The 17,823-nt window shown below is 71.3% G+C and carries 16 protein-coding genes; 8 read left to right on the top strand and 8 right to left on the bottom strand.

The window, feature by feature from the left end:
- Positions 1 to 52: 52 nt before the first annotated feature.
- The 3 genes from J2853_RS17455 to J2853_RS17445 all read right to left on the bottom strand — a co-directional run bounded on the left by J2853_RS17455 (position 53) and on the right by J2853_RS17445 (position 1,595).
- Complete coding sequence (locus J2853_RS17455) at positions 53 to 592, bottom strand: transposase (RefSeq protein WP_307568556.1); 540 nt, start codon at positions 590 to 592, stop codon at positions 53 to 55.
- Complete coding sequence (locus J2853_RS17450; protein ID WP_307554050.1) at positions 580 to 1,188, bottom strand: helix-turn-helix domain-containing protein; 609 nt, start codon at positions 1,186 to 1,188, stop codon at positions 580 to 582. The genes J2853_RS17455 and J2853_RS17450 overlap by 13 nt, the downstream gene beginning before the upstream one ends.
- A gap of 221 nt (positions 1,189 to 1,409) precedes the next feature.
- Complete coding sequence (locus J2853_RS17445; RefSeq protein ID WP_307559210.1) at positions 1,410 to 1,595, bottom strand: hypothetical protein; 186 nt, start codon at positions 1,593 to 1,595, stop codon at positions 1,410 to 1,412.
- On the opposite strand from J2853_RS17445, the gene J2853_RS17440 reads away from it, so the two are divergent.
- From J2853_RS17440 to J2853_RS17430, 3 genes are all read left to right on the top strand, one after another.
- Positions 1,585 to 1,716 (top strand): hypothetical protein, encoded by a 132-nt coding sequence (locus tag J2853_RS17440; RefSeq protein ID WP_307559208.1) that lies wholly within the window; start codon positions 1,585 to 1,587, stop codon positions 1,714 to 1,716. The genes J2853_RS17445 and J2853_RS17440 overlap by 11 nt on opposite strands.
- 221 nt (positions 1,717 to 1,937) lie before the next feature.
- On the top strand, positions 1,938 to 2,501 hold the full coding sequence (locus J2853_RS17435; RefSeq protein WP_307559206.1) for a TetR/AcrR family transcriptional regulator: 564 nt from the start codon (positions 1,938 to 1,940) through the stop codon (positions 2,499 to 2,501).
- A 21-nt stretch (positions 2,502 to 2,522) separates the two neighbouring features.
- Positions 2,523 to 2,936 carry a tautomerase family protein gene (locus tag J2853_RS17430; protein WP_307559205.1) on the top strand — a complete coding sequence of 138 codons (414 nt, stop codon included), beginning with the start codon at positions 2,523 to 2,525 and terminating at the stop codon, positions 2,934 to 2,936.
- Between the two features lie 169 nt (positions 2,937 to 3,105).
- Here J2853_RS17430 and J2853_RS17425 read toward each other — a convergent pair whose 3' ends face one another.
- The gene (locus J2853_RS17425) at positions 3,106 to 3,780 is read right to left on the bottom strand and encodes a TetR/AcrR family transcriptional regulator (protein ID WP_307559203.1); all 675 of its coding nucleotides are present in this window, start codon (positions 3,778 to 3,780) and stop codon (positions 3,106 to 3,108) included.
- A 94-nt stretch (positions 3,781 to 3,874) separates the two neighbouring features.
- On the opposite strand from J2853_RS17425, the gene J2853_RS17420 reads away from it, so the two are divergent.
- Positions 3,875 to 5,419 (top strand): FAD-dependent oxidoreductase, encoded by a 1,545-nt coding sequence (locus J2853_RS17420; RefSeq protein WP_307559202.1) that lies wholly within the window; start codon positions 3,875 to 3,877, stop codon positions 5,417 to 5,419.
- A gap of 23 nt (positions 5,420 to 5,442) precedes the next feature.
- Here the strand turns inward: J2853_RS17420 and J2853_RS17415 are convergent, their stop codons facing one another.
- The gene (locus J2853_RS17415) at positions 5,443 to 6,267 is read right to left on the bottom strand and encodes a helix-turn-helix transcriptional regulator (RefSeq protein ID WP_307559200.1); all 825 of its coding nucleotides are present in this window, start codon (positions 6,265 to 6,267) and stop codon (positions 5,443 to 5,445) included.
- Positions 6,268 to 6,625: 358 nt separating this feature from the next.
- Here J2853_RS17415 and J2853_RS17410 point away from each other — a divergent pair, with 358 nt between their 5' ends.
- Positions 6,626 to 8,023, top strand: coding sequence for an FAD-binding protein (locus tag J2853_RS17410; RefSeq protein ID WP_307559198.1), 1,398 nt, complete (start codon positions 6,626 to 6,628; stop codon positions 8,021 to 8,023).
- Between the two features lie 100 nt (positions 8,024 to 8,123).
- Here J2853_RS17410 and J2853_RS17405 read toward each other — a convergent pair whose 3' ends face one another.
- Positions 8,124 to 11,129, bottom strand: a complete 3,006-nt coding sequence (locus tag J2853_RS17405; RefSeq protein ID WP_307559196.1) for a discoidin domain-containing protein — start codon at positions 11,127 to 11,129, stop codon at positions 8,124 to 8,126.
- Between the two features lie 369 nt (positions 11,130 to 11,498).
- Here J2853_RS17405 and J2853_RS17400 point away from each other — a divergent pair, with 369 nt between their 5' ends.
- The 3 genes from J2853_RS17400 (at position 11,499) to J2853_RS17390 (ending at position 16,695) form a co-directional block, all read left to right on the top strand.
- The gene (locus tag J2853_RS17400; RefSeq protein WP_307559195.1) at positions 11,499 to 12,848 is read left to right on the top strand and encodes a DUF1996 domain-containing protein; all 1,350 of its coding nucleotides are present in this window, start codon (positions 11,499 to 11,501) and stop codon (positions 12,846 to 12,848) included.
- Between the two features lie 203 nt (positions 12,849 to 13,051).
- The gene (locus J2853_RS17395) at positions 13,052 to 15,556 is read left to right on the top strand and encodes a glycoside hydrolase family 3 C-terminal domain-containing protein (protein ID WP_307559193.1); all 2,505 of its coding nucleotides are present in this window, start codon (positions 13,052 to 13,054) and stop codon (positions 15,554 to 15,556) included.
- Between the two features lie 89 nt (positions 15,557 to 15,645).
- Positions 15,646 to 16,695 carry a LacI family DNA-binding transcriptional regulator gene (locus J2853_RS17390; RefSeq protein WP_307559191.1) on the top strand — a complete coding sequence of 350 codons (1,050 nt, stop codon included), beginning with the start codon at positions 15,646 to 15,648 and terminating at the stop codon, positions 16,693 to 16,695.
- A 150-nt stretch (positions 16,696 to 16,845) separates the two neighbouring features.
- Here the strand turns inward: J2853_RS17390 and J2853_RS17385 are convergent, their stop codons facing one another.
- Entirely contained in the window at positions 16,846 to 17,286 is a 441-nt protein-coding gene (locus tag J2853_RS17385) for a type II toxin-antitoxin system PemK/MazF family toxin (RefSeq protein ID WP_307559189.1), read from the bottom strand.
- A 250-nt stretch (positions 17,287 to 17,536) separates the two neighbouring features.
- Positions 17,537 to 17,731, bottom strand: coding sequence for a DUF5302 domain-containing protein (locus J2853_RS17380; protein WP_307559187.1), 195 nt, complete (start codon positions 17,729 to 17,731; stop codon positions 17,537 to 17,539).
- Between the last annotated feature and the right edge of the window lie 92 nt (positions 17,732 to 17,823).

Below are 17,823 nucleotides of genomic sequence, written 5' to 3'. Positions count from 1 at the left end.
CAAGACAAACTATAGATCACGAAACATGACTGTAGTACTAGTGCAACGTTCCTCAAATGCTGTAGGTGAACTGACGGCGTAGGTGCCTGGGAGCTGGTGGTGGCCGTCCCCAGACCCAAGGTTTAGCCCGCTGGTTGAGCTGGGCGGTGGCGATGCGAGTGGCGTGGTCGATGTCCCTGCCGTCAGCGAAGGACACTCCGGCCAGCGCGTGGTGACGGAAGATCCGCCACCACGCCTCCTGCAGGTTGAGCCAGCAGGCGCCGACCGGGATGAACGCGTGCCGGATCCGCGGGTGATCGGCCAGCCAGGTCCGGGTGGCCAGACTGTCATGGCTGGAGAGGTTGTCGGCGATGACCCAGATATCGTTCTCGCCGGGATTGGCCTCCTCGACCTGCTGGAGAAACCGCTGGTAGAAGAAGCTGTTGCGAGACGAGGCGGTCATCGTGACCGCAGTACCGTCGGCAACACGAAGCGCGCCGTATACCCAGGTCTTGTCAGGGCCGCGAAAGTACTCCAGCGACGCTTTGATCCGGTGGCCGTCGGGTGACCAGGCGGGCGCGGGCGGGAACGTGCGCGGGGTTACCGGCCCCAGTTCGTCGGCGCAGACGACGACCGCGCCGGGCGGCGGGTCGGTGTACAGGCCGACGACCTGTGTTCTTTTGCGGCGAAGTCCGGGTCCTTGCTCATGGTCCAGGATCGGGTGCGGCGCCATCTCACCCCTTCCTTCAGCAGGATCCGGCGCACCTGGGAGCGGGCAATGTTGATGCCCTGCTCACGGGCGGCGGCGGTCAGGGCATCCAGGGTCCACACCGCTGGCCCCTCCTCATCGTCAGCCTCCAACTCCCCCCAGGGCCGCCAGCGCAACCGCCCCGGCGGCGTCGTCTTGACCAGCGCGATGATCCGCGATCGCTCGGCCTGAGTGATCCGCGGTCTACGGCCGGGCCCGGGCCGATCACCGAGCCCGTCGATGCCTTCGGCGTTGAACCGGCGCACCCGGCGGCGCACCGTCTCCGGGTGACAGCCCAGCCGGGCGGCGATCGCCGGGCCGCGCATCCCCTCCCAGCTCAACACGACGATCTGAGCACGTTGAATCCAGTCGGCAGGGGCATGTCGGGCACCGGCGAGCCTGCGGATCTGACGCTCTTCCTCGCCATCACGCGGTGTCCGGGCGTGCAGCAGTTTCGGCATGACAGCATCACCTCCCCACCATCCACGATGCCCCTGGTCAGGACCGCTGACCAGAGGCAAACGCAACATGCAATGAGGAACGTTGCACTAGTGCCACAGCCACGTTTCGTGATCTGTGGTCGCGCCGCACGACGGACGTGGTGACGTCTGAGGATCTCCAGGTGTGGGTGCCGGGTCACGAAACACGGCTGTGCTACCAGCCCCCGCCGGCCGCAGCGGGCTCAGTCGTATGCCTTCAGACACAGCAGTGTGGCGCCGTCGTCCACCTTCTGAGACCAGTAGGTGTTCGTGTCGTACTGCCCGGCACGGCAGTCCGCGGTGGTGGTGCTCGCCGTTGCCCGGTAGACGGCCGTGATGACGAAGATGTCGTTGTACGCTCTGGGGACCTGCCTGTCCGTGCAGTTCACGGATGACAGCATCGCGATGCTGGCGGAGTTGTCGCTGTCCTGGTGGGCGAGCAGGCAGTCACCGCTGCGGTACCGGCCTTCGAGGCAGAGTTCGGTGCGCTCGCCGCTGCTGCTGGAGTAGTACGACCAGGTCGCCTGGTGCTGGGCGCTGTCGCAGTCGCCGTTGGTGCCCGCCCGGCGGCTTCCACTTCTGAGACGCGGCGTCGACGGCGATCCGGGCGCCCTTCCGAGCCACTCCGCAGAAGGACTTGATCGCGGACGTGGCGGGGCGCCCGGTCGTCTCCGGGGAGTGGTGGCAACCAGGGGATGCTTCTGTACCTACTGGTATGTACACTGATGCGAATGGATACGAAGGAACGGCTCATCGAGAGCACCCGCGAGCTGTTGTGGGAACGCGGGTACGTGGGTACCTCGCCGAAGGCGATCCAGCAGCGGTCCGGCACAGGCCAGGGCAGCATGTACCACCATTTCCGCGGCAAGCCGGACCTGGCGCTGGTCGCGATCACGCGCAGCGCCGAGGAACTACGCGACCGCGCGGAGGCAGTGTTCTCAGGACCCGGGACCTCGATCGAGCGGATCACCGCGTACCTGCGCCGGGAACGGGACGCGCTGCGCGGCTGCCCGGTCGGCCGGCTCACCCAGGACCCGGACGTGATGGCCGATCCGGAGTTGCGCTGCCCGGTCGAAGCGGTCTTCGCCTGGCTGCGCGTACGGTTCACCGGCGCCCTCACCGAAGCGCGGGAGAACGGGGAGATGGACGCCGCGCTCGATCCGGCGGCCACCGCCACGGCGCTGGTCGCGGTGCTCCAGGGCGGATACGTGCTGGCCCGCGCCGCCGCCGACCCGCAGGTGTACGCACTGGCCGTGGACGGCGCGCTCAGCCTGCTCGCCGTCCACGCGCATTGAATTTTGTGAAAGGACGACTTCATGCCCTTTGTGCGCATCGATGCGCTCCGCGCGGATGGCAGGCGGCTGGAAGCCCTGGGCCAGGCCGTGCATGACGCCCTGGTGGAGACCATCGGCATCCCGTACAACGACCTGTTCCAGGTGCTCACCAGCCACGACGGTACGCAGGGCGTGGTCCGCTACGGCGACTACCCAGGCGTGCGCCGTGACGACGACCTCGTGTTCGTCTCCATCACCATGCGCTCTGGCCGGACGGCGGATCAGAAGCGGGCCCTCTACCGCAGGATCGCCGATCTCGCCCTGGGGTACGCCGGCACCGAGCCGCGCAACGTATTCGTCAGGATCACCGAGAACGAGTCGATCGACTGGTCGTTCGGCGATGGCGTGGCACAGTACGCGGGGCTTGAGCAGCAACCGAACGGTGAACGGCGTTAGTGGGTCCGGTCGGCCGGAGCGCGGCCCGCCCCGGCCGGTTGGATCGTGCGGGCGCAGATGCCGGCCTCTACACCCACCCCCAGCCCCGCGCGCGGCCGCATCCGCGCCGTCGACCGCACGGCAGCGCGCGGCCGGGCCGGCGGCGGGCGCACGCCGCGGGATCGGAGTGTCATCCGGTGGCCGGGTGACCGCTTTTCGCCGTCTCCACCAGTCCTTGGATCAACATGTCCAGAGCCTGCTCGAAGTCGGCGGCCGGGTCCACGCCGCCTTCCGTCGTCCAGTGCAGCAGCCTGCTGAAGTGCGGCAGCCGCGCCGGGTCGAGCCGCCGGATGTAGACCCCGACCTGTTCCTCGCCCGCGTGCACCCCGGGGGCGCCGGTGAACCCACCCGTCGACAGCAGCAGCGCGCCGAACAGCAGCCCGTTTATCGCCCCGAGCGCCCTCCAGGCGCCCAGTTCGTCGAAACCGGCGTCGAACAACGCCCCCACCAGTCCGTCCAGAGCCCTCATCACCTGAGGCGAGGTCGGATTGGACCGGTCGGTGGCCAGCGCCAGCGGGACCACGGGGTGGCGACCGAAGATCCGGTGCATGTTCAGCGCCGTCGTCCGCACCTGCTCCGGCCACGGCAGGGCCCGGTCCGGCGGCTCGACCTGCTCGAACACGCGCTCCACGATGCCGTCGATGAGATCGGCCTTGTTGGAGACGTGGTTGTAGAGCGACATCGCCTCAACGCCGAGCGTCTTGGCCAGGCGTCTCATGGACAGGCCCTCCAGGCCCTCCCTGTCGGCCAGCTCCAGGGCCGCGTCGAGAACCCTCTGCCTGTTCAACGGCTCGCGCCGTGCCATCCAGCCGTCCTTTCCTCCGGGTCGTTTGACAAAGCTTACGCCGTATGTGTTCTACTTACACCGTACATATACACCGTAAGTAAGAGGAGTCGGGATGACTGACGCGATCATCATCGTCGGCGGTGGGCCCGTCGGCCTGCTGCTGGCCTGCGAGCTGTCGCTGTCCGGGGCCGAGGTGCTCGTCCTGGAGGCCGCTTCGGGCGAGGAGTGCAGAACGCGCAGCCTCGGTCTTCGCTCGCTCAACGCGCGCACCCTGCAATCGCTGGCGCTGCGCGGCCTGGCCGGTCGGCTGGCCGAGGCGCAGCGGACGATGTTCGACGAACTCCGTCCGCGTCGCGAGCCGGGCGACGCCGTGACAGCCCCTCCGCCCCCGGAGGCCGACATCGTCGCCCTCATGGCCGAGCTGGTCCACAAGGGCATGGTCAGAGGGCACTTCAGCGGGATCCCGCTGCTGGAGCCGGGCGGCGGCGCCGAATACCTCATGCTCAAGCAGCATCGGCTCGAAGGCATGCTGGCCACGCGGGCCGCCGAGCTCGGGGTCACGGTCCGCCAGGGCTGCCAGGTGACGGACGTGACCCAGGACGAGAGCGGCGTCGCCGCCACGCTCGCCGACGGGCAGGTGGTGCGCGGGGCGTACCTGGTCGGATGCGACGGCGGACGGAGCGTGGTGCGCAAGCGGGCCGGATTCGTCTTCTCCGGCACGTCCGCGACCATGACGGGCCGGACCGCGGTGGCCGAGCTGGCCGATCCCGGCGCCGTCACCTCATCCCTGCGCGGCCCCGGCGGGCTGGTGAACCTGTCGCTGGTGCCCGGCGAGATCGCCACCATCGAGTTCGACGGCGGGCCGGACGAGCGGGACGCGCCGATGACGGCCGGGGAGTTGCAGGACAGCCTGCGCCGCGTGACCGGCGTCGACGTGGTCGTCACCCGGCTGGAGACCGGGATCCGCTACAGCGACAACACCCGGCACGCCGACACCTACCGCGAAGGCAGGATCCTGCTGGCCGGAGACGCGGCGCACGTCCACTCGCCCATCGGCGGACAGGGGCTCAACCTCGGCCTGCAGGACGCCGTCAACCTGGGATGGAAACTCGCCCTGGTGGCGCGCGGGCTGGCCCCCGACAGCCTGCTGGACACCTACACCGCCGAGCGGCACCCGGCGGCCGCCCGCGTGCTGCGCAACACCCGGGCGCAGGTGGCGCTGATGCGGCCGGGGGCGCAGGCGGACGCGCTGCGGGAGGTGCTCACCGAGGTGCTGGAACTGCCGGACGCCAGGCGGTACTTCTCGGCGATGGTCGAGGGCACGGACGTGCGCTACGCGCCCGATGCCGCCGAGTCTCCGGTCGGCCGGTTCGTCCCGGCTCTGGAAGGGCTGACGCCGGGCGGACAGGCGGGGGACACGGCGGGCCCGGCAGGCGGGTTGCTGGCGGACGGCCGGGGACTCCTCGTCGGACCGCCCGGGCAGACCTGGCCGGGCGAGGCCGTGGCGAGACACCGGGACCGGGTGCGAGCGGCCTCCGCCGAGGCCGCGCCGGACACGGGCGCCCTGTTGGTACGGCCCGACGGGTACGTGGCCTGGGCGGGCGGACGCGACGGCCTCGGCGAGGCGCTGACCACCTGGTTCGGGCCGCCACGGTGAGACCCGGACCGTACGGGGCGGTGTTATCCGGCGTGGACGAGCGAGAGCTCGCGCAGCTGTCCGGCCGCGCGGCTGCCGGGGGCCGCGGTGAAGGCGACGAGCAGCTGCCCGAGGCCCTCGGTCCTGAGGATCTGGCATTCCAGTTCGAGCACGCCGACCCGGGGGTGCACCAGGGCCTTGGTGCCGGACCGGCAGACCGCCACTCGCTGTTCCCGCCATATCCGCTCGAACTCGGCGCTGCGGACGCGGAGCGTGCCGATGAGCCGGTCGGCCTCCGGGTCGCCGACCTCCACCGACCTCGCACGCAGCTCGGCCACCCGGGAGAGGCTCTCCTCCTCGTGATCCTCGGGCGGGTGGATCGAGCGCGAGGCCGGGTCGGTGAACCAGCGGTAGGTGCTGTTGCGGGCGTCACCGGTGTAGACCGAGTGGTCGCCGAGCAGGGCGGCGGCCATCGGGTTCTGGATGATCGTCTCACCGAGGAGCGTCATGACCTGGGCCGGGGAGTCGCCCAGGCCGTCGACGAGCTGCCGCAGCGCGGGAGCGACGTGCCGGCTGAGCGCGGGCCGCGAGGGCGGTTCCCTGCCGGCGATCCGGTACAGGTAGTCGCGTTCGTCGGCGGTCAGGCGCAGAGCTCGCGCCAGGGTCTCCAGGACCTGCGGCGACGGCGGCCCGATGCGGGCCTGTTCCAGGCGGCGGTAGTAGTCGGCCGACACGGTGGCCAGCTCGGCGACGTCCTCGCGCCGGAGCCCTTGAGTACGCCGACGCGACCGGGTGCCCAAACCGATCTCGTCGGGTTGTATCGCCGCCCGCCGGGAACGCAGGAAATGGGCTAGTTCGTCGGAGCTCACCTCGCCATTCTGCCTGGCAGATCCCCTGATCGACCACCGGAGCGTGGCCGGCGGGGGCGCCGGGTGAGCGGTTCGCGGCCCGGATCCGGGCCCGCACGCGGCGTTCGGGTCCGGGCGGGCCGGACCCGAAAAAGTTTCACGGCCGCCGTCGGCGGCCGTCCCGGATCCACCCCCGCGAGCACGCTCGGTGCCAGGAATCTCACGGACGGTCGAGGCGGCCTCCGCCGCGAACCGGTGGAGCAGATGGGCGCCGACGGCCGCCAGGTCGTAGCCGGGGCAGGACTCTCCCCTGGTAACGGGACGCGCGGCCGGTGACAGTTGACGCGCGATGATTGACTCACGTCCGGGGGGACAGCACGTGAACACCGAGGACAAACGGCCCAAGAGGGCCGGACGAGACCTGTCGTCACTGCGCGGTACGGCCAGCGGAGGCGTCCACCTGCCCGGTGACGAGGAATACGATCGCGCCCGGACGACCTGGGCGCTCGCCGTCGACCTGCGTCCCGCCGCGGTGGCCTTCCCGGCCGACGCCGCGGAGGTCGCGGCCGTGGTCCGGGCCGCGGCGGCCGCCGGGCTGCGCGTCGCGCCGCTGGGTACCGGGCACAACGCCCACCCGCTCGGTGACCTGAGCGGCAGCGTGCTGACGCGCATGTCCGGGATGACCGGGATCGAGATCGACGCCGGCGCCCGCCGGGCCCGGGCCGAGGCCGGTGTCCTGTGGTCGGCCGTGGTCGACGCGGCCGCGGCGTACGGCCTGGCCGCTCTGCACGGATCGTCGCCGGACGCCGGTGTGGTCGGCTACTCGCTCGGCGGGGGCGTCAGCTGGTACGGCCGGTCGCTGGGGCTGGCCTCCAACAGCGTGACCGCCGTCGAACTGGTCACCGCGGACGGCTCGCCGACCCGGGTCGACGCCGAGCACGAGCCGGAGCTGTTCTGGGCGGTACGCGGGGGCGGCGGCGCCAACTTCGGAGTGGTGACGGCTATCGAGTTCACGCTCTACCCGATCGAGACCGCGTACGCCGGCATGCTGGTCTGGGACCTGCGGGACGCGCACCGGGTGCTGAGCCGATGGGCGCGGTGGGCCGCGGACGCGCCCGACGCGGTCACCACGTCTTACCGGCACCTGGAGTACCCGCCGATCCCCGAGATCCCGGAGCCGTTCCGCGGTCGCCGGCTGGTCGTCGTCGACGGCGCCGTGCTGGCGGACGACGCCGAGGCGGAGCGGATCCTGGCGCCGTTGCGGGAGCTCGGACCCGAGACGGACACGTTCGGACGGGTGCCGGCCGCGTCGCTGATGCGGCTTCACCTGGACCCGGAGCGGCCCACGCCGGGCGGCGGGCGGTCGTCGCTGCTCGACGAGCTGCCGCCGGCCGCCGTGGACCGGCTGATCGAGGTCGCCGGCGCCGACTCCGGCAACTCGCTCTTCATGAAGGCGGAGCTGCGCCAGCTCGGAGGGGCGCTCGGGCGCTCACAGCCCGGCGCGGGCGCGACGGCGAGGCTGGACGGCCGGTTCCAGCTCATCACCGGCGGCATGATGGTGGGCGAGCTCGCAGAGCGGACCGTCGCCGACTGTGAGCGGGTGGTCACCGCGATGGCGCCCTACTCACGCGGGCGGCAGTACCTGAACTTCCAGGAGGAGCCCGTGGACCCGTCGACCGGCTACGACGCCCCGACCTGGGAGGAGCTGCTCCGCATCCGCAAGGCCGTCGACCCCGGCGGGCTCTTCCAGGCCAACCACGAGATCCCGCACCTCTGAGAACGGCCCGCCTCCGGCCGGACGTGAGCGAGGACCGGAGTGCGGCCCTGCCCCGCGGACGGCGTGAGACGGTCCACGGGGCAGGGCGTCCCACGCGGCGCTAGCCGTAGACGCCGAACTCGTAGAGCGAGTAGCCGTACGCCGTGCCGCGCTGGGTGAGGTTCAGCCGGACGTACCTGGCCGGCGCGTTGAGGTCGACGGAGTCGAACCCGCCGTCGCCGGTCGTGGTCGAGTGGACGGTGTTCCAGGTCGTGCCGTTGACCGAGGTCTGGAGCTGGTAGGCCTTTCCGTACGCGGCCTCCCAGCCGAGCTGGACGCTCCTGATCGCGGTGGTCGCGCCGAGGTCCACCTGGATCCACTGCGGGTCGGCCCACTCGCTGGCCCAGCGGGAGGTGAAGCTGCCGTCGGTGGCCCGGCCGGGGGTGAACGGGCCGCCGTCGCCGGTCGCCTGGTAGGAGGAGGCGGTGGTCGGCTTGCCGAGCGCCACGTTGGTCCCGGTGACCACCGGGGGGACCACGCGGAACGACCGCTGCTCGATGCCGGCGTTGCCGTGCCCGTCGAAGGCGTACACGTACACCTTCCACACGCCCATCTGCTCCGGTGCGGTCACCGTGAACCTGCCGGGGCCGGTCTGGGTGAACCGGACGTTGTCGAGGCCGCGGTTGCCGTTGATGTGCTTGTTGCTGAACATCAGGTTGTAGCGGATCAGGTCGCTGTTCGGGTCGGTCGCGGCGACCTCGACGGTGAAGGTCTTCCCGGCCTGGACGGCGGTCTGCGAGCCGACCGTCATCGAGGTGATCTCGGGGGGAGTGTTCGCCGGAGGCTGCCCGGTGTAGGCCGCCTTGAGCGCGTGGTAGCCGTGCCTGCGCCAGCCGCCGGTGGTGGTGTTGAGCCACACCCCGCCGAAGTCGTTCTCCAGGCCGTAGTGGAACTCGGTCGCGCCGAGCGCGACGCCCGGGTGACCCTTGATCGCGTTCCAGCTGGCGGTGTACTGGGCCCGCTTCTGCAGGTCGGTCGGCTCGCTGGGCACGCCGTTGACGTCGTTGGGAACCTCCCACTCGCCGTCGGGCCCGGCCTCGGTGACGATGTACGGCTTGGTGTACCCGCCGTTGATCCAGTCCTGCTTCACGGTGTGGATGGCGCCGTAGGAGTTGACCGCGAGCAGGTCCAGGGCGGGGGAGTGGGCCTTGTAATAGGTCCAGGCGTGGGTGTAGGCGTCGGTGGAGGTGACCGGGTGGTTGGGGTCGGCGGCGTGGATCGCCTGCGCCACCTCGTTGACGAACCTCGCGTACGCCACCCGCCGCTGCTCGACCACGTCGGCCGGCAGGCCGTGGTCCTGCATGGTGAGGATGACCTCGTTGCCGACGTCCCACATGAGCACGCCCTGGCGGCCCTTGAGCTCGTTGACCCGGGCGACGATCTCGTTCTTCACCGCGGTCTTGTACGCGGTGTCGTTGACGTAGTCGGCGCCCTGGTTGAGCCAGTGCCCGACGACGACCTTGATGCCCTGCTGCGCGGCCCTGTCGAGCAGCGCCGGAGTGCTGGCGTCGACGCCCCAGATGCGGATCGTGTTGACGCCCATGGCCTTCAGGTCGCGCATGTAGCCGTCGGCCGCGGCCTGCGGCGGGCCGTAGGTCATGCCCTTGATCTCGTAGGGTGAGCCGTTCACCTGGAGCTGCCAGTTGCCCTGCGAACCGGTGACCCTGACCGTGCTCGGCCCGGCGGGGGTGGCCGGGTCGGTCATGGCGACGGGGACGGTGCCGGCCTGCCGGGAGACCGAGACCTGGTCCACGCTCAGCACACCGCCGGAGGTGGTGGCGGCGACCGGCGTCGTGACGCCCGCGAGCGCTCCTGGCAGCGAGCCGCCGATGGCCAGGTCGAGGCGGAGGTAGAAGCCGTGGTGGAGGGCGGCCCGCCACGCGGTGACGCCGACCTGGCTCTGGCGCACGACCCAGGTCTGCCTGCCGTCGAGGTAGAAGCGGACCTCCTCGTCGGTCTTGGTGCGGTCGATGACCTGGCTGTACTCGTGGTAGCCGCTCCGGCAGCCCTCACAGGTGGCGAAGCCGCTGGTGCGGCCGTTGTACTCGTTGCACACCCCGTCGGGGGCGGTGCCGCAGTGCAGGGTGTTGGCCAGTTGGTCGCGGCCGTTGACGCCGGTCATGATGTCGGTCTCGCCGACGGACGGCCAGTTGTTGTGGTTGCCCCGGTAGGCGGCGCCGGTCGCCCGGAAGCCGGGCCAGTAGCCCAGGGCGTTCGCGACGTCGGGCTGCTTGAGCCGGGCGCTGAACCGGAGCATCTCGCCCGGCTGCGGCGCGAAGTCGGTGCGCTGGGTCTCGATCCGGCCGGAGGTCCAGTTGCCCGCGCCGTCCTTGATCGCCTTGATGTTCAGGTTGCCGGCGCCGTCCAGGAAGACGTTGGCCGTCGAGGCGCTCATGGTCTCGACCTCGCCGGTGCCCCAGTTCGCGGCACCGCCGGGATACTGCGTTCCGGTGCGCAGGATCCAGCCCGCGGCCGAGGGGGAGGTGCCGGCGGGTCCGGTGAAGTCGTCCTTCCACACCTCGGTCCAGGTGCCGGGCTCCTCGGGCTCCTCCGGTTCCTGGGGACCGCCCGTGCTGCCGTAGACCTGGAACTCCCACAGCGAGTAGCCGTAGCCGGTGCCGCGGGCGGTGCCGTACATCCGCACGTACCGGCCGGAGCCGGTCACGTCCAGCGTCTGGGTGCCGCCGGTGCCGGTGGTGGTGGAGTAGACGTCGGTCCAGGAGGAGGCGTCGGCGGAGGTCTGGATCTTGAATGCCCTGCCGTACGCGGTCTCCCAGGTCAGCACGACCCGGCTGATCGTCGCCGTCGCGCCGAGGTCGACCTGGAACCACTGCGGGTCGCTGAACGAGCTGGCCCACCGGGTGCCCGTCAGGTTTCCGTCGACCGCCGCCGACGCGTTGTAGGCGGCGCCCTCGGACGACGAGGCCGTCGCCGGCCTGCCCTGCGACAGCAGACCGTCGGCGGCCGACGCCGGGCTGATGAACGCCAGACCGGAAACGACCAGGCTCGCCAGGGCGGCGATGACCAGGCCCAACCGGAACCGGCCCGAACTACGAGCTGGATGCACGATCTCTCCTCACAAAGGGGGTGCCTGCCGTACCAGGACGGGCAGGGGGAGGAGAGCGCTCTCCGTAACCGAGGGTGCCCCTGGAAATCGGACAGTGTCAAGGCTCTTTCCCGCACGGGTTCGAAACGCGCCGTTTGACGCGCCGGAAACCTCGACGCGCCGTAAGTGCCGCTAAAAACGCTTTTCCACAGGTAAGGCCCCCTTTCTGGGTGGCGGAGACCCGTGGACGACTCGTATCAAAGACGTGAACGGCATATTTCAGTTTCAGTCATCCTCTTCTTGACAAGCCGTGAGGGCGAGGAACAAGCTGAACGGAGAGCGCTCTCCCATCCGCCGTTCCCAACGGTCACCCCCACCCAAGGAGAGGGCATGCACTCATCCCGAAGTCCGGTCGGATTCCGCCTGGGCCTGATCGCCGTCACGGTGACCGCGCTCGTCGCGGCCGCCCTGGCGATCATCACCCCCGCCGTCGCGGCGGACGCCCTGCTCTCGCAGGGACGGCCCGCGACCGCCTCCTCCACCGAAGGGGGCGGCTACGGAGCCGGGGCTGCCTTCGACGGCAACAACGCGACCCGGTGGTCCAGCGCCGCCGCCGACCCGCAGTGGCTCCAGGTCGACCTCGGCGCCACCGCGACGGTCTCCCAGGTCGTCCTCGGCTGGGAGGGCGCCTACGGCAGGGCGTTCAAGATCCAGGTCTCCAGCGGCTCCTCCCCCTGGACCGACCTCTACTCCACCACCACCGGCGCCGGCGGCACCCAGACCCTCAACGTCTCCGGCTCCGGCCGGTACGTGCGGATGTACGGCACCGCCCGCGGCACCGGCTACGGCTACTCGCTGTGGGAGTTCAAGGTGTACGGCACCGGCGGCGCGGGGACCACTCCGCGGCCGAAGCCGACGTTCACCGACGAGGTGACGCACCACGAGTTCCAGGCCAACTGCTCCCCGACGGCGAACCGGCCCGACGACCCGATCGTCTACCCCGGCCTGCCCGGCGCCTCGCACATGCACACCTTCGTCGGCAACAGGACGACCAACGCGAGCAGCACGGCGTCGTCCCTCCTCGGCGGCGGCACCTCGTGCACCAACCCGCACGACAGGTCGGCCTACTGGTTCCCGAGCTTCTACAAGGGCAGCCAGCTCATCGAGCCGACCGGCAACCAGGTCATCTACTACAAGTCCGGCATCCTCGACTACTGGCAGGTGCAACCCTTCCCCCAGGGCCTGCGCTTCGTCGTCGGCAGCCCGACCGCGACGCTGGCGGAGTTCCGTGACTCCCCGGGCACCGTCGAGGGCTTCGAATGCGGCGACATCTCCCGCAGCTGGGACATCCCGACGTCCTGTGTGGCGGGCAGCCAGGTGAACGTCCGCTACCAGGCGCCGAGCTGCTGGGACGGCGTCAACCTCGACAGCCCCAACCACAAGAGTCACATGTCCTATCCCGCCGACGGCTACTGCCCGGCCACCCACCCGGTGGCGGTGCCGATGCTGGAGTTCAAGATCGCCTTCCCCGCGAGCGGTGATCTGTCGCAGGCGCGGCTGGCCAGCGGGCGCGGCTACACCTGGCACTACGACTTCTTCAACGCGTGGGACAACCCCGCCATCCTCGACGCCCTGGTGACCCACTGCATCAACGGTGGCCTCCAGTGCAACCCGCGCGGCTACGACCTGTACAAGCCGCACCGCGGCGCCGCCCTCACGGAGAACTTCGAGCTCCCCTGACCGCGCGTGCCCGGCCCCGGCCCCGGGGGCCCGGACCCCGGTTCCCGGCGACCGGGGCCGGGCACGTGCCCCCTCGACACGGAGAGGTTCCCCGGAGGACGCGCCGGCCTCCGCGCCGCGATCCCGGGCATTGACAGCGCCCATCGGGGCGGTGACGCTGGGAACACGTCGGAGAGCGCTCTCCAACAGCGAAGGGAAACCATGTGATCATCGACGAACTCGACCGCCTGGTGGAGAAGCTGGACCTGGAGCGGAAAGTACGGCTGCTCACCGGGGCGACCGTGTGGTCCACCCACGCCGAGCCGGGCATCGGGCTGCGGGCCATGGTCACCTCCGACGGCCCGGCCGGTGTGCGCGGGGAGGGGTGGGACGAACGGAGCCCCTCCCTGACCCTGCCCTCGGCGACCGCGCTGGCCGCGACCTGGGACGACGATCTGGTCCGGCTGCTGGGCGGGCTGCTCGCCGCCGAGGCGCGGCGCAAGGGCGTGCACGTCCTGCTCGCCCCGACGCTCAACCTGCACCGCTCGCCGCTCGGCGGGCGCCATTTCGAGTGCTACTCCGAGGACCCCCTGCTGACCGGCCGGATCGGCGCCGCCTGCATCCGCGGCGTCCAGGCCGGCGGGGTGGCGGCCACCGCCAAGCACTACGTCGCCAACGACTCCGAGACCGAACGGCTCACCCTCGACGCCCGCATCGACGAGCAGACCCTGCGCGAGCTGTACCTGGCGCCGTTCGAGGCCGCGGTGGAGGCGGGCGTCTGGGCCGTCATGTCGGCCTACAACGGGGTGAACGGGACCACGATGTCGGAGAACCCCCTGCTCGCCGACCCGCTCAAGGCGGCGTGGGGCTTCGACGGGGTGGTCGTCTCGGACTGGGGAGGCGTCCGCTCCACCACTCCCGCCGCCCGCGCCGCGCAGGACCTCGCGATGCCGGGACCGCAGGGCCCCTGGGGGGAGGCGCTGGTCGCCGCGGTGCGCGCGGGCGACGTGCCGGAGGCCGCGATCGACGACAAGGTGCGGCGCCTGCTCCGGCTGGCCTTCCGGGTCGGCGCGCTCGATCCCGGCCTCCCGGCGGACGGCCACGCGGCCGCCTCGGACCCCGCCCCACACGAAGACCACGGCCCCGCCCGCGCGCTGCTGCGCCGGGCCGTCGCCGCGGGCACCGTGCTCCTGCGCAACGAGGACTCACTGCTTCCCCTGGATCCCTCGCGCCTGCGCAGGGTCGCCGTGCTCGGGCCGAACGCCGCCGCCGTCCGGATCCAGGGCGGCGGCAGCGCGGGGGTCTACCCCCTCTCCGTCTCGACCCCTCTCGACGGCATCCGCGATGCGCTGTCCGGAACGGCGGAGGTGGTCCACTGCTCCGGCGCGCACCCCCGGGACCGGCCCACTCCGCTGGGCACGGACAACGCCCGCAACCCGCTGACCGGTGAACCCGGCGTCCTGGTCCGGCTGCTGGACGCCGACGGCGCCGAGATCCACGCCGAGCACCGGCTGACCGGCCGCATCCTGGAACCGGCGCGGATCGACTCCGCCGCCGCCGTCGAGATCCGAGCGCTTCTGAGCCCGGAGACGGACGGCCTCTGGGAGCTGGCCGTCGCCGGATGGGGCCACGTCCTCCTGGAGGCGGACGGCCGCGTCCTGGTCGACGAGGAGGTGGAACGCGACACCGACGACCCCGCCACCGTGCACCTGTCCCCGCCGTACCGGCGCGCCCGGCTCACGATGGCCGCGGGCCGGGACGTGGAACTCGTCTCCCGGCGGCGGCTCGACCCCGGTGGCGGAGTCGCCTCCGTCCTGGCGGCCGACCCGCCCCGGCGTGACGACGAGGCGGAACTGGCCGCCGCGGTCGAGCTCGCCCGGACCTGCGACGCCGTCATCGTCGTGGTGGGCACCACGGAGGAGATCGAGAGTGAGGGTGTCGACCGCGGGAGCCTGGACCTGCCGGGACGCCAGGACGAGCTGGTCCGCGCGGTGGCCGCCGCCAACCCGGCCACCGTCGTGGTCGTCAACTCCGGCGGCCCCGTGCTCCTGCCGTGGCGCGAGGAGGTGCCGGCCGTACTTCTGAGCTGGTTCCCCGGTCAGGAGGCCGGGCACGGCCTCGCCGACGTCCTGTTCGGCCGCGCCGAACCCGGTGGCCGGCTGCCCACCACCTGGGCCGACCGGGCACTCGTCTCCACCGTCCCCACGGGCGGGACGCTCGCCTACGCCGAGGGCCTGGACATCGGCTACCGCGCCTGGCTGCGGCGGCCCGAGCCGCCCGCGTACTGGTTCGGGCACGGGCTCGGTTACACGTCCTGGTCGTACGAGAGCCTCTCCGTTCCCCCGGACGCCGCCCCCGGCGAACCGCTCTCCGTCCGGGTACGGCTGCGCAACACCGGCGGGCGGGCCGGGCGCGAAGTCGTCCAGGTGTATCTGTCCCGGCTGGAGACCGGGGTGGTCCGTCCCGCGCGCTGGCTGGCCGGCTACGCCACGGCTGACGCGGGGCCGGGCGAGGTCGTCGACGTCACGGTGGACATCCGGGCGCGGGCCCTCCAGCACTGGTCGGCCGAGCATCGCACCTGGCGGACCGAGGAGGGCGCCTTCACGGTGCTCGCCGGACGCTCGGCCGCCGACCTGCCGTTGAGCGGCACGGCGCTCCTCGGCACGTGTCCTCCGTCCCGGCCCGAACCGGTCGGAGAACGCTCTCCCATGCTGCTGAAGGCCCCCTGACACCCTCCCCTCCCTTCGGGGAGGGGATTTCCCACGGTCGCCCACGAGGGTTCCCGTTTCACCGCCGGTCGCCCCCCAGGAGAATTCCCTTGAACGAAGGTCTCCCGAGAATCTCGGGACCCCCCACCCTGGAGGACGTGGCGTGGACGGCGGGAGTCTCCCGCGCCACGGTCTCCCGCGTGATCAACGGAATTCGCAACGTCGATCTCGAGATCCAGGAGCGGGTCAAGCAGGCGATCGTCCTCACCGGCTACGTTCCCAACCAGGCCGCGCGTTCCCTGGTCACCCGGCGGACGGGGGCGATCGCTCTGATCGTCTCCGGGGCCGGAGGAGGCGAGGACGACTCGTTCCCCCACCGGGTCTTCGCCGATCCGTTCTTCGGGCGCGTGGTCGGGGGCGTCGTCGGCTTCCTGCGCCCGCTGGGCATCTATCCGACCCTGGTGTTCGCCGACACCCCGCAGAGCCGCGACCAGGTCATCGGCTATCTGCGCCAGGGCAACGCCGATGGGGCCGTCCTGGTCTCCATCGGCACCGAGGACACGCTGCCCAAGCTGCTCGCCGACACCTCGCTGCCCGCCGTGCTCTTCGCCAGACCGGCCCGGCCGATCCCGATCACCTACGTCGACGTGGCGCACCGGACCGGGGGCAAGCTGGCCGCCGACCACCTCTTCGCCCGCGGCTGCCGCAGGCTGGCGACGATATCCGGCCCGCTCGACGTGCCCGCCGCCCAGGACCGCCTGGCGGGGTTCCAGGATGCGATGGCCGTCCACGGCCATCCTTACCTCCCCTGCGCCGAGGGCAACTTCACCCTTTCCAGCGGGGAGGTCGCGATGGAACGACTGCTCGCCGAGCACCCCGACATCGACGGCGTCTTCGCGGCCAACGACCTGATGGCCCAGGGCGCGCTGCTGGTGCTGCGCCAGCACGGGCGCCGCGTGCCCGGCGACGTGGCCGTGGTGGGCTTCGACGACAGCAGCGCGGCGCTGGCCTGCCGCCCGTCGCTCACCACCGTCCGCCATCCCGTCGAGGACATGGCCGCGGAGATGGGGCGGCTGCTGCTCACCCACATCGAGCGGCCGGACCAGCCGGTGACCTCGCGGATCTTCGAGCCCACCCTGGTGATCAGGGAGTCGGCCTGACGGCCGCCGGTGCCCGGCCACGCCGAACCCGGCGGGCGGGGGCGGGGGGAACGCGAACCCGGGTTCGGGGGAGTGCCCCCGAGCGGAAGCGCCGCCGCGGTGAGAGGGCGTCGCCGTGAGAGGGACGTCGCCGTGAGGGGACGCCGGTGACTACCTGGCGATGGACCAGCCGTGGATGCGCTTCAGGGCGAGAGCGACCTCGACGAACCGCTCGCCGTCCAGGATCGAGCCCTCGCGCCGGATGTCGTCCTCGTCGAGGGTGAAGACCCGGTCCAGGCGCAGGTAGGAGACGCGGTTCTCCCTGTCCCAGCGGCCGGGGCCGAGTTCCAGCCACTCGGCCGGGTCGTCGCCGCCGCGGCTGGACAACATCATCGCGAGCAGCTCGCGCTTGTGGCGGCCGACGACCAGCAGGGGCCGGTCCTTGCCCCGCTCCGGATCCTCCTCATAGGGGACCCAGGCCCAGACGATCTCACCGGGGTCGGCGAGCCCGTCGAGGTCGGGGGAGTAGCTGAGGGTCGCCGCCCGGTCCACGCGGTAGACCTCCCGGACTGCGCCGCGGGCCGGCCTGGGGTCTTCGCCATGATCATTCATGTGGACAGCCTATTGGAGGTCGCACATTTCGACCAAAGGGCCTTTAGGTGTCACCGACACGGCCAAAGGGCCTGTGTGCGTCGCCGGCCGTACGTTTCGACCAGCGGGTCCTGCGCCTCACCCCGGCCGCGTGCCTCACCCCGGCCGCGTGCCTCGCCGGCCCCGCTCCGGCCACGGGCCCCGGCCGGAAAGAGACCGGAAAGAAGAAAGGCCTGGCTCAGAGCTGAGCCAGGCCTGGATCGAGTCTGGCTCAGCCGCCGCTCTTGCGGCGGAAGGAACGCTTGCCCCCAACCGGGCCGTGGGCGCCATGGATCTTCGAGGAGTTCTTCCCCTTGCCCCCGGCGCCCGCGTCCGTCTGGGCGAGCTTCTTGCGCTCCAGGGCCTCGCGGAACTTGCGCTTCAGCTCATCCTCGGAACTTTCGGGTTCCGGTGTGACCTCAGACATACGGACCTCCTGATCTGGACGGGCAGTCCAACCCCGGCCAACTCGAACATCCTCTCACGTTCCAAACGGGGACTCGGTTCGGTCGATACGGT

The organism is Streptosporangium lutulentum, from assembly GCF_030811455.1.
Lineage (GTDB): Bacteria > Actinomycetota > Actinomycetes > Streptosporangiales > Streptosporangiaceae > Streptosporangium > Streptosporangium lutulentum.
This window is presented reverse-complemented; position numbering and strand designations above follow the sequence as displayed.

Coding starts and splice junctions, on each gene's coding strand:
- J2853_RS17430 (WP_307559205.1), top strand. CDS start 2,523: ATGCCCTTTGTGCGCATCGATGCGCTCCGCGCGGATGGCAGGCGGCTG.
- J2853_RS17400 (WP_307559195.1), top strand. CDS start 11,499: ATGCACTCATCCCGAAGTCCGGTCGGATTCCGCCTGGGCCTGATCGCC.
- J2853_RS17435 (WP_307559206.1), top strand. CDS start 1,938: ATGGATACGAAGGAACGGCTCATCGAGAGCACCCGCGAGCTGTTGTGG.
- J2853_RS17450 (WP_307554050.1), bottom strand. CDS start 1,188: ATGCCGAAACTGCTGCACGCCCGGACACCGCGTGATGGCGAGGAAGAG.
- J2853_RS17385 (WP_307559189.1), bottom strand. CDS start 17,286: ATGAATGATCATGGCGAAGACCCCAGGCCGGCCCGCGGCGCAGTCCGG.
- J2853_RS17380 (WP_307559187.1), bottom strand. CDS start 17,731: ATGTCTGAGGTCACACCGGAACCCGAAAGTTCCGAGGATGAGCTGAAG.
- J2853_RS17420 (WP_307559202.1), top strand. CDS start 3,875: ATGACTGACGCGATCATCATCGTCGGCGGTGGGCCCGTCGGCCTGCTG.
- J2853_RS17425 (WP_307559203.1), bottom strand. CDS start 3,780: ATGGCACGGCGCGAGCCGTTGAACAGGCAGAGGGTTCTCGACGCGGCC.